This window comes from Algibacter sp. (assembly GCF_039977455.1).
GTDB lineage: Bacteria > Bacteroidota > Bacteroidia > Flavobacteriales > Flavobacteriaceae > Algibacter_B.
In genome coordinates, this window is sequence record NZ_JBDWDG010000003.1 from 1 (window position 1) to 12,181 (window position 12,181).

The 12,181-nt window shown below is 35.1% G+C and carries 7 protein-coding genes; 4 read left to right on the forward strand and 3 right to left on the reverse strand.

The annotated features are described in order from the left end of the window. Window positions 1-27: 27 nt before the first annotated feature. From purL to ABJM36_RS00235, 3 genes are all read right to left on the reverse strand, one after another. Window positions 28-3,702 (reverse strand): phosphoribosylformylglycinamidine synthase, encoded by a 3,675-nt coding sequence (purL, locus tag ABJM36_RS00225; RefSeq protein ID WP_348447953.1) that lies wholly within the window; start codon window positions 3,700-3,702, stop codon window positions 28-30. Window positions 3,703-3,861: 159 nt separating this feature from the next. Beyond that, window positions 3,862-5,685: an endonuclease gene (locus ABJM36_RS00230; RefSeq protein WP_348447955.1), complete on the reverse strand. Its 1,824-nt coding sequence runs from the start codon at window positions 5,683-5,685 to the stop codon at window positions 3,862-3,864. Window positions 5,686-5,878: 193 nt separating this feature from the next. Then, a complete protein-coding gene (locus ABJM36_RS00235) occupies window positions 5,879-8,566 on the reverse strand; it encodes a TonB-dependent receptor (protein ID WP_348447957.1) in 2,688 nt (895 codons plus the stop codon). A gap of 271 nt (window positions 8,567-8,837) precedes the next feature. Here ABJM36_RS00235 and ychF point away from each other — a divergent pair, with 271 nt between their 5' ends. From ychF to ABJM36_RS00255, 4 genes are all read left to right on the forward strand, one after another. Beyond that, a complete protein-coding gene (ychF, locus tag ABJM36_RS00240) occupies window positions 8,838-9,932 on the forward strand; it encodes a redox-regulated ATPase YchF (RefSeq protein WP_348447959.1) in 1,095 nt (364 codons plus the stop codon). Window positions 9,933-10,210: 278 nt separating this feature from the next. Beyond that, on the forward strand, window positions 10,211-10,486 hold the full coding sequence (locus ABJM36_RS00245) for a hypothetical protein (protein ID WP_348447961.1): 276 nt from the start codon (window positions 10,211-10,213) through the stop codon (window positions 10,484-10,486). A 137-nt stretch (window positions 10,487-10,623) separates the two neighbouring features. Continuing rightward, window positions 10,624-11,529 carry a DMT family transporter gene (locus tag ABJM36_RS00250; RefSeq protein WP_348447963.1) on the forward strand — a complete coding sequence of 302 codons (906 nt, stop codon included), beginning with the start codon at window positions 10,624-10,626 and terminating at the stop codon, window positions 11,527-11,529. Between the two features lie 117 nt (window positions 11,530-11,646). Beyond that, window positions 11,647-12,181, forward strand: a 535-nt coding sequence (locus tag ABJM36_RS00255; RefSeq protein ID WP_348447965.1) for an ATP-binding protein, incomplete at its 3' end; no start/stop codon positions are given.

Sequence of the window (12,181 nt, forward strand, 5' to 3'; positions counted from 1 at the left end):
GGCTTTTTTAAGTGATGTTTTGTTAATTTATTGGTTCTTTATCCAAAGACGCGCATTAATAAAAGCTTCTAACCAAGGTGTTACTTCGTCTTTTCTGCCTTCGGGATAATTAGCCCAGTTCCACTGAAAGGTTGAACGTTCTATATGAGGCATGGTTACCAAGTGTCTACCTGTTTTATCAGAAAGCATTGCTGTATTGAAATCTGAACCATTAGGGTTGTTAGGGTAACCTTCGTAACCATACTTAGCTACGATATTGTATTGGTCTTCAGTATATGGTAAGTTAAATTTTCCTTCGCCATGTGAAATCCAAACGCCTAAAGTTGTTCCTGCAAGTGTTGATAGCATTACAGAATTATTCTCTTGAATTTTAACAGAAGTGAACGAGCTTTCATGTTTATGAGAATCGTTATGACCCATTTTTCCGTGAACCTCGTGTTCTGGATTAATTTCTTCCAACTCCATAAATAGTTGACAACCATTACAAATCCCTACCGATAAAGTATCTTCTCTTTTAAAGAAGTTTTTAATAGCCTTATTAGCTTTCTCGTTGTATTTAATGGCACCTGCCCATCCTTTTGCAGATCCTAAAACATCTGAGTTAGAAAAACCACCAACAGCTCCTAAAAACTGAATATCTTCAAGTGTTTCGCGACCAGAAATTAAATCGGTCATGTGTACATCTTTTACGTCAAAACCGGCTAAATACATGGCATTTGCCATTTCACGCTCTGAGTTAGAACCTTTTTCGCGTAAAATTGCGGCTTTTGGTCGTTTCCCTTTTAAATCAGGCAGTTTCCCTGTAAATTGTTTTGGGAATGTATATTGAAGCGGTTGGTTTTTATAATTATCAAAACGATCTTGTGCTAAACCGTTAGCTGTTTGTTTTTGGTCTAATAGGAAAGACGTTTTGTACCAAACATCTCTGTTTTTAGCAATATCAAAACTAAATTTATCGTCGTTGTTTACAATGGTTAAAGTACCAGAGTTGTTTACATGTCCTATGTTGAAAAACTCAATGTTATTATCAGTTAAGATACTTTCAACTGAAGCATCCGCTTGAAAAACAAGTCCTGAGTTTTCAGCAAATAACACTTTTATAGAGTCCTCTTCATTTAATTTAGAAAGATCTAAATCTGCTCCTAAGTTAACATCAGCAAAACAAAGTTCTAATAAAGTTGTAATTAATCCACCAGAAGCAACATCGTGTCCTGCTACAATTTTATCGCTAACAATTAAAGATTGTATTGTGTTAAATACATTTTTAACATAAGCTGCATCTTTTACATTAGGCGCATCGTTTCCAATAGTATTTAGTACTTGGTTAAATGAACTACCGCCTAATTTAAAATCGTCTTGTGAAATATTTATATAATAAACATTTCCACCGTTTTGTTTAAAAACAGGCTCGACAACCTTAGTGATATCATTACAATTAGCACCTGCCGAAATAATAACGGTACCCGGAGAAATAACATCGCCATCAGGATATTTTTGCTTCATAGAAAGCGAATCTTTACCTGTAGGCACATTAATTCCTAAATCTATTGAGAATTCAGAAACGGCTTTTACAGCTTCATACAAACGGGCATCTTCACCTTCGTTTTTACAAGGCCACATCCAGTTAGCCGATAATGAAACCGATTTTAAACCATCCTTAAGTGGTGCCCAAACCATGTTAGTTAAGGCTTCGGTAATAGAGTTTCTACTCCCTGCAACCGGATTAATTAATCCAGAAATAGGCGAGTGGCCAATAGAGGTTGCAACACCTTCTTTTCCTTTAAAATCTAGTGCCATTACACCAACATTGTTTAAAGGAATTTGTAAAGGTCCAACACATTGTTGTTTGGCAACTTTACCACCAACACAACGGTCTACCTTGTTTGTTAACCAATCTTTACAAGCTACAGCTTCAAGTTGTAATACTTGCTCAAGGTAGATTTGTAGGTTTTTAGTTTTATATCTTGGGTTTTTATAATTTCTAGAAACCGTTTTATCGGTCATAATTGTTTTAGGAGAACTTCCAAACATATCTTCCATAGCTAAATCCATAGGTTTGTTGCCTTTGGTTTTAGATTGAAATGTAAAACGATTGTCGCCTGTTACATCACCAACAGTATACATTGGTGAACGTTCACGATCAGCAATTTTGTTTAACGTTTCTATATGTTTTTCGGCAATCACTAAGCCCATACGTTCTTGTGATTCATTACCTATAATTTCTTTATCTGATAGCGTAGGGTCTCCAACAGGCAAAGAGTCTAAATCTATTTTGCCACCAGTATCTTCCACCAATTCTGATAAACAGTTTAAATGTCCACCAGCACCATGATCGTGAATAGAAACAATAAAATTCTCATCGCTTTCCACCATACCACGAACGGCATTAGCTGCACGTTTTTGCATTTCAGGGTTAGAACGCTGTACCGCGTTTAGTTCGATGCCCGATGCAAAAGCCCCAGTGTCTGCAGATGACACGGCTGCGCCACCCATTCCAATTCTATAATTCTCGCCACCAAGAATAACAATTTTATCGCCTTCTTTTGGTGTGTCTTTTAATGCTTGTTCAGTTTTACCATAACCAATTCCTCCTGCTTGCATAATAACTTTGTCGAATCCTAATCGCCTTGCAGCTGCATCACTTGAAGAAGCATTTTCATTGTGTTCAAAAGTTAAAACAGAACCTGTAATTAAGGGTTGTCCAAATTTGTTTCCAAAATCGGAAGCGCCATTTGAAGCCTTAATTAAAATATCCATTGGTGATTGATACAGCCATTTTCTAGCTTCAAACTTTTGTTCCCAAGGTCTGTTTTCTTCAAGTCTTGAATAAGAGGTCATGTAAACCGCTGTTCCTGCTAAAGGTAAAGAGCCTTTACCACCAGCAAGTCTATCTCTAATTTCTCCTCCAGCACCGGTTGCAGCACCGTTAAAAGGCTCAACAGTTGTTGGGAAGTTATGCGTTTCTGCTTTAAGTGAAATAACAGAATCAAACTCTTTAGTTGTGTAGAAATCTGGAACATCAGCACGGTTAGGTGCAAATTGCTCCACTTTAGGACCTTTTACAAAAGCCACATTGTCTTTATATGCCGATACAATATCATTTGGATGTGCTTCAGAGGTTTGTCTAATCATTTTAAATAGTGACACCGGCTTTTCTTCGCCATCAATCACAAATGTTCCGTTAAAAATTTTATGACGACAATGCTCCGAATTCACTTGAGAAAACCCAAATACTTCTGAATCTGTTAATGGACGACCAATTTTCTTTGCAACGCCATTTAAATATTCTACTTCTTCATCACTAAGTGATAAGCCTTCTTTTTGATTATAAGCAGCAATATCTACAATATCAAGTATAGGTTCTGGCTTAATATCTATGGTGAAAGATTCTTGGTTTAAACCATTAAATTTCTCAGAAATCATAGGGTCGAAATCAGAAAAATCAGCATTTGAAGCCTGAAACTCTTCAATTCTTATAATGTCAGATATCCCCATGTTTTGGGTAATTTCAACAGCATTTGTACTCCAAGGCGTTATCATGGCAGCGCGAGGACCAACAAAAAAAGCATCTAAGGATGCTTGTTCTATTTTTGGCTGGTTGCCAAATAGCCATTCTAATTTAGAAATGGTTTCTGTTGATAATTCTTTTGTTGTTTGAACAGCAAATACTTTACTGGTTATGTTTCCAAAGAAATGAATCATTATATCTTGATTTGTATATGTTTAAAGAAAGCGCAAATTTAGGTCTTTTAAATAGAATATTTATAAAAAAAGTAATTACAATATGAAGAGTTATTCACTCTTTATTAAACAAAAAAAAGACGACTTCAGAAGAGTCGTCTTTTCTACAACAATTAAGATTTAAAGTTTTATTATTTTTTTTGTCATACTTTGGTTGTTGAGTTCAAGTTTTAAGAGGTAAATCCCTTTACTTAAATTGGATACATTTATGACTTGATTACTCGGGCTTACATGGCCAGTTTTTAAAGTTTTTCCTAAAAGATCTATGATTTTATAGTTTAATACTTCCTTAGCTTCAATATTGTAAAAAGCTCCAGATATAGGATTTGGAAAAGTTTTAATTTGGCCTAATTGCTTATTTGAAACACTTAGTGATGTATAGCAAGTCCATGAAAGGTCGTCTATGGTTACACGGTCGCCACCAGAAGTTGTTTCGGCTATGACTATAGTAACATTACCTTCAATGTTAATGTTTTCTAGCGTGGTGGTTTCAGTGTTATCGCCATAAGGTAAATCACCAACTTTAACACCATTTACTTGAACTTCTAAATTACCAGTTCCTCCGCTAAAAGCTCTTTTAGTAGTGGCAGTTAAGCTTCCTATACCGTCAGGAACTTCGGGTGCAGTTAAAGACCCAGAGGAAGATGTTCTGCCATCAATAACCAAAGCTCTGCTATTTAAAGTTTGGTCTGTCCTAGCTCGTGTGGCATTCCATGTTCCACCATTATCTCCTGTCCAAGTTCTATCAGAATAGCTTGAAGAATTACTTGGCATAAGCTCAAAGGTTTCGCTAGCGCAGGTGTCGCCTCCTCCGGAAGCTTCTAAAGTAGTTTCGTTAATTGGCGTGCTTAAATTAGATGGGTTATTTGCCGCATCAACAGCTAGTACTGCAAAAGTATAATTGGTTTCTGGTGATAATCCTGTTATAGTAATGTTTGTAGCGGTAGAATTTGTTGATACATAATACGACCCATCAACATAAATATTATAGGCTACCACTCCTATATTATCTGTTGAAGCTGTCCAAGATAAATCGGTTGTGGTCGATGTTGTGTTCGAAGCCATTAAGTTAGTTGGTGTAGTTGGTGCTTCGGTATCTGGATCTGGAGTATCTCCCCAACGGTTTTCAGCTGGGTTTCCACCCCAAATAACTGTTGCTAAATACGGATTATCAATAAAAGGGTTTCTATTTCCTTGGGCATAAGTATTTGAGGTGTTAGCATGGTAGGTATTTCTATTGTCTTCAAAAGCAGAAACAGGGTCTTCTTCATTCCATTCTAAAAATAAATTAATCATGTCGGCATCAATAGCATTTTGAGTTCCTAAAGCTACGTACGAAGGTTTGCATTGGGTGCCATATCTTAAATACATGTACATAATTATTCTAGCAACATCACCTTTCCACTCGTCACCAGGATACCAGTTTCCAGAGATGTTTTGTGCGTTTCCAGAGCCATCCGTAAATTTTAAGTTACCTCTATTACTGTTCATGGTAACATCGGAAGGTCTTAAATTATGAGCATCAGCATAAGGAGGTACATTTGTGCCATTGCTATTTAAATTTGGAGAACCTAAAGAGTTTGGAAACGTATGTTCTCTGTTCCAGTCGCTACCAGCGGTACCACCATTGTTGTTTTTACTTCGACTTCTGTCGGTAATATAATTTCCATCGGAATCATTATGCCCATATATTAGTAATACGTTTGCATTGTTTACAGGATCTTCGTCTGTAACCTTACTGGCTTCCCAAATACCTGGTGTGTAGCTTAAGTAATTTGTATGTTTTGCAGCTGTTTCAATGGCTAAATCGTCAAACAAATCCATACCAGTATTATTAAAATCGACATCGGCATAGTAGCTTTGTTGATTAGTTGGAGGCGTTAGTTGTGCATGGATGAATGCAGATATAAATAGAAATAATGCTAAAATGTAGTTTTTCTTCATGTGGGAGTTGTTTTAAGAGGGTTTTTGTAAAAATAAATGTTTGCATAAAATGACTTTAAATTTAAACATTATTTTAATGTTAAACTTATAGGATTATCCTTTTTTATATCCAGGAATTTTTAAAGGAGTGGAGGGATTAAACAAAAAAAAACCGAGCTAATTGCTCGGTTTTTTATGTTTACAATATCTTTTTTTATAAACTAAAGTTTAATCTCGCAAAGATATAGGTGCCATCAGAACCCATTTGAACAGAATCTGCAAGACCTCCTTGGTCTGTCCAACCATCAAATTGTTGTGTTGGGTAAGTGTTAAATAAGTTATTTGCTCCTAGACTAAACTTAACTTTTTTAGATATTTCATATCCTAAACTAAGATCTACTACTAAAGCCGCTTCATAAATATCTGTAGCAACAGGAAATAGGGCGTCGGCTTCTGCTTGGGTTGTTGCTGGTGACTCTACCCATTGAAAATCCTGAAGGGTAACTTCGCTAAACTGAGTTAAGGTTGCTGATGCATTAAATTTGTTGCAAGAGTATCCTAAGTTTAAACCAAATTTATAATCTGGAGCTGCCGCTTTAAGATAAGCTTGAGAAAATGGACCGAAAAACGTAAATTCATTTAAAGCACCATTATTAATGCTTTTTATAGTTAAATCGTTAAAGTTACCAATTAATGCTGTTTTTAATTTTCCATTTTCTCCAACATTAAAATCATAGCCCAAAACAATATCAAGTCCGTTAGTTTTTGTGTCTACGCCGTTGGCAAAAAATTGTGCCGCATCTACATTTAAAGGCCCTAAAATTGCTTGGTCTGTAAAGTTGTCGGTTAAAATAATACGATCATCAACATTAATAGAGTAAGCATCAATAGTTGCAGAAAAACCTCCTCTTTTATAGGTAAATCCAATACTAGTGTTAAAGGCTTTTTCTTCGTTTAATTGTCCAATACCAAAGGCTTTGGTAACCGTACTATTATTAGCTGATAATAACGAAGGAACCGAAGTACCAGCAACAATATTTGTGAATTTTAAATTGTAATATAATTGAGCAAGTGATGGCGCTCTAAACCCAGTTGAAATAGAGCCTCTAAGAGAAAAATAATCATTAAGTTTTAATCGAGTTGCTAATTTGCCATTAAAAGTGTTTCCGAAATCGCTATAATTTTCAAATCGGAGAGCTCCGGCTAACATAAAGGTTTCGCTAATATTAAGTTCTGAGTCAAAATAAATCCCGTAGTTGGTTCTGCTTCTGTCCACTTCGTTATCCGGACTGTATCCTGGAAAACCTTGTGAGCCTCCAGGTAATTCGTCTCCATTACCATCAGTAGCTACAGTCTGAACCGCCGGATTAGTTATAATTACACCGTTATTATCATATAGGCCATATGAAGCTTCTTCACCAGAAAAAATACCAAAATTCTCGGTTCTATATTCGAAACCAAAAGCTAAACTTAATCCAGAGGCTACATCATCTAAATATTTATTAAAATCAATACCTGTTGTGTTTTGAGAAAGGTAGTGTCCACCGGCATCAAAATCTGTTGGCGATGAATCTTGCATAGAGGCGTTGTTACTATCTTTTATGTAGTAATGGAAATTGTTTTTACCATAGGTGTTGTTAAAATCTAAATTCCAACCATTTTCCATTTCATGTCTTACACCAACTGATACAGAAACATCGGAAATGTTTGATGTAATTCTTGGGGTAAATCCATTGGGGTATAAGCTAGGAACAGATCTGTTGTCTCCATCATTAAAACTATCACGAGAAAAAGCATAAGCATCGGTATCTCTATAGTTTCTGCCACCAAAAGCATAAATTTCTGTGTTATCGTTAATAGGTAAAGATGAATTAATCATAAAGTTAAAACCATCGACGCCTGCACTACCGTAGCCTTTTCTCCAAGAAAACCCTGGTCTTAAAGTGTTTTGTCTAGATAAAAATTCGGTTGTAAAATTTATATATCCACCTGCGTCATTTAAAGGTACGCCGTAATTAGCATCAATTTTTACGGTAGTTCCATCCCAACTTCTGTCTTCGCCATCTAACCTGTTTTTACCTTCAACGTTATAAAGCGTTTCTCCAGTGGATTCTTCCCAGCCTTCACCAATAGCTGTGCTATAAGCACCGTAAGTAACGCCACCGGTAAAACCATCGGTATTATCTTTTAAAACAATATTAATAACACCTGCAATAGCATCCGACCCGTATTGTGCTGATGCACCATCTCTTAAAACTTCAATGCGTTTTATAGCATTGGCAGGAATGGCATTTAAATCTGTTCCAGAATTTCCACGACCTCTAGTGCCAAATACATTGACTAAACTCGATTGGTGTCTTCGTTTTCCATTAATTAAAACTAAAGTTTGATCTGGTCCTAAACCACGTAGTGATGCAGGTACAATATGATCGGCTCCATCGGAACCTGATTGCTTACTTGCATTAAACGAAGGAGCAGCGTATTGTAGTATTTCATTAACTTCAACCTTACCAGTTGTAGTTGCTATTTCCGAAACATTTACAACATCTACAGGTACCGCCGTATCGGTAGCTGTTCTTTTTGGGCTACGAGATCCAACTAAAATAACTTCGTCTAGGCTTACCCCTTCTTCTAATGTTACGTTTATAATAGATTGGTTGTTTACGGAAATTACATTGGTATTATATCCAACATAGCTAAAGGTTAACGTGCTATCCGCGTTAAGCGATATTTTATATTTCCCGTCGAAATCTGATGTTGTTCCATTGGTGGTTCCCGTTTCTGTAATATTTACTCCTGGTAAAGGAACTCCAGATGCATCTTTAACAATACCACTTACTTGTTGTTGGGCAAATGTTATGGATGTGCAAAAGAGAAATAGTTGAAAATAAATAGCTTTCATTTTAATTAATTTTGTGTTAGTAGCTACTAATATAATTAAAACCTTAGTGAATATTTATGTTTGATATTTGTTTATTAAGAACTCTTTAATAAAACATTAGAATCACCTAATAATATTCAGTGTTTTTCATTTGGATAAAATTATAAAATACTACGAATTAACTATATATTTGCATTCGCAAAATAAGTTGCCACTTTAAAGGAGGTAATAGTTTTAAAAAAAAATAAGTGTTAAAGGTTTTCGGTATTTCGAAAATATAAAAATATTATAGATGAAAGCAGGTATTGTAGGATTACCAAACGTAGGGAAGTCAACCTTATTCAATTGTTTATCGAATGCTAAAGCGCAAAGTGCAAACTTTCCATTTTGTACTATCGAGCCTAATATTGGTGTGGTTAATGTTCCAGATCCGCGATTAGAAAAGTTAGAATCTTTGGTAAAGCCTGAACGTGTATTACCTGCTACTGTAGAGATTGTGGATATTGCTGGTTTAGTTAAAGGAGCAAGTAAAGGTGAAGGTTTAGGGAATCAATTTTTAGCAAATATTCGTGAAACTGATGCTATTCTTCATGTATTACGTTGTTTTGATAATGATAATATTGTGCATGTAGACGGCAACGTAAATCCTATAAGAGATAAGGAAACTATCGACATGGAATTGCAACTTAAGGATTTAGAAACGGCTGAAAAGAAGTTAGATAAAGTTAAGCGTGCAGCTAAAACTGGAAATAAAGAAGCTCAAAAAGAAGAAGCTGTTTTATTAAAAATAAAAGAAAATTTAGAAGCAGGGATATCGGTAAGAGCATTAGAGTTTTCTGAAGAAGATTACGAAGATTATGTAAAACCTTCTCAATTTATTACAGATAAGCCTGTTATGTATGTGTGTAATGTAGATGAAGGTGCAGCGGTTTCTGGAAATGATTACGTAGATCAGGTAAAAGAGGCTGTTAAAAATGAAAACGCAGAAGTTTTAGTTCTAGCGGTTGGAACGGAAGCAGATATAAATGAGTTGGATGATTATGAAGAACGCCAAATGTTTCTTCAAGATATAGGTTTAGATGAGCCTGGAGCCGCAAAATTAATTCGTTCGGCGTATAAATTACTTAACCAACAAACTTATTTTACAGCGGGAGTGAAAGAGGTTAGAGCTTGGACAGTAGCTGTAGGAGCAACTGGCCCACAGGCAGCTGGGGTAATCCATACTGATTTTGAAAAAGGATTTATACGTGCCGAGGTTATTGCTTATGAGGATTATGTTACTTATGGTAGCGAATCTAAGGTAAAAGAGGCAGGGAAAATGCGTGTTGAAGGTAAAAACTATATTGTTAAGGATGGCGATATTATGCATTTCTTATTCAATGTATAAACTTTAATTTTGTGTTTATGTGACCGTTGATAAAGGTTAGGGTCTATAATATTGGAAGCCCCAAGCTATCCATAAAAATTTATTTTAGAGCCTATGACGTTAATTAAAGTTGTGACGCAAATTAATGCGGATATACAGACCTGTTTTAATCTAGCAAGGGATGTCGGTTTTTACAAAAATCTTTAAAAAACTCAAGGGATATTGCAATCTCAGGGAAAACTTTTGGTTTATTAGACTTTAACGATGTTGTTAACTGGAAAACAAGTCATTTAGGTTATGTGCAGCATCTTACCTTAAAAATTGTTGAATTTCAATCGCCAAAATTATTTGTTGACGAACTTGTTAATGGAAGTTTTAGAACTTTCAGGCATGAGCATGTTTTTGAAATAGATAACGATAAAACCATCATGATAGATAAGTTTTACTATGAACACCCTTTTGGGGTTTTAGGAAAATTATTAAATTGGATTTATGTAAAAAGGTATATGATGAAGCTACTAAAAATACGGAACCAAATACTTCGTTCTAAAGCAGAAGAATCAACAATATTATAAATAAGGCTAGGGTTAAATTATAATTAAAAGATTTTAAAAGCAAAGCATATATTTTTTTAACTATTATCTTCTGCTGGGCGTCGTAATAATAAATTTAGGAGTAGCAATGTTTAAACATATCAGCTTACTTTCGTTCCATGCAAGCATCAAAACAATTTTGGTATGGAGTAGGGATAGGAGTTTTAGGAATCGTTTTGTTTTCTTCAAAGGCTATTATGGTAAAATTAGCCTATAATTATCAGGTTGACACCATTAGTATTTTGCTTTTACGCATGCTTTTTTCATTTCCTTTTTACCTTGTAATTGCATGCTTATACAGAAATCGAAATAACAAAGCTGAAACCAATTACAAAGATTATTTGTGGTTAATGTTTTTTGGTTTTGTTGGCTATTATTTAGCTAGTTATTTTGATTTTATTGGGCTTATATACATTAAGGCGAGTTTGGAACGTATTATTTTGTTTTTATACCCTACCATAGTGCTTTTGTTAAATAAGTTGTTTTTAAAGCAACCTATAACAAAAATTCAAGGTCTTGCCATTAGCTTAACGTATTTAGGAATTGTAATCGCATTTTCAAACGAGATTTTAATTTCTGGATCTGAAGCCTTTATAGGCGGTTTCTTTATTTTGTTAAGTGCCGTTACTTATGCCTCATATTTAGCAGGTAGCGGGTGGTTAATTCCTAAGTTTGGCGTTGTTAAGTTTACAGCTTATGCTATGCTTGTTTCATGTGTTTGTGTTTTTGTTCATTACGGTCTTATAGGTAAATTAAATCTTTTTGGTTTTTCTTGGCAAGTTTATGTTTTAGGAGCATTAATAGCTATTTTTGCAACTGTAATACCATCCTTTTTAGTGTCCGCTTCTATAAAGATGATTAGTTCCTCAAATTTTGCAATTGTAGCAGGTGTAGGACCTATTTCAACTATAATTTTAGCAGGCATTTTTTTAAACGAAGTACTTACGTGGTGGCAATTATTTGGAGCTTTGGTGGTTATTATCGGTGTTCTAATGGTGTCGTTAAATAAAACCACAAAAGCCTAAGGTTTGCTCTTAATAACATTAGCGATTTATTGTTAATTAATTTGTAGCCTTCCTATTTTATTTTTTAAATGGTTGTGCTATATTAGCAAACCCTCATTAATTTTTCTATTTTAGAGCATGGCAGAACAAACCAAATATACCGAAGACAATATTCGTTCACTAGACTGGAAAGAGCATATTCGTATGCGTCCAGGAATGTATATTGGAAAACTCGGTGATGGGTCTTCGCCAGATGATGGTATTTATATTTTACTAAAAGAAGTTCTTGATAACTCTATTGATGAGTTTGTAATGGGGGCTGGTAAAACCATCGAAATTTCTATTCAAGGTAGTAAAGTTATTGTTCGCGATTACGGCCGTGGAATTCCATTAGGAAAGGTTGTAGATGTGGTTTCCAAAATGAATACCGGAGGAAAGTACGATTCAAAAGCTTTTAAGAAATCGGTTGGTTTAAACGGGGTAGGTACAAAGGCTGTAAATGCACTTTCTAATTATTTTAGGGTAGAATCTAATCGAGACGGTAAGTCCGCTTCAGCAGAATTTGAGCAGGGAAACCTGATTAGTCAGGATATGTTAGATGATACTACCCGAAGAAAGGGAACTAAAGTGTCGTTTATTCCGGATGAATCTATATTTAAAAAATATAAATATA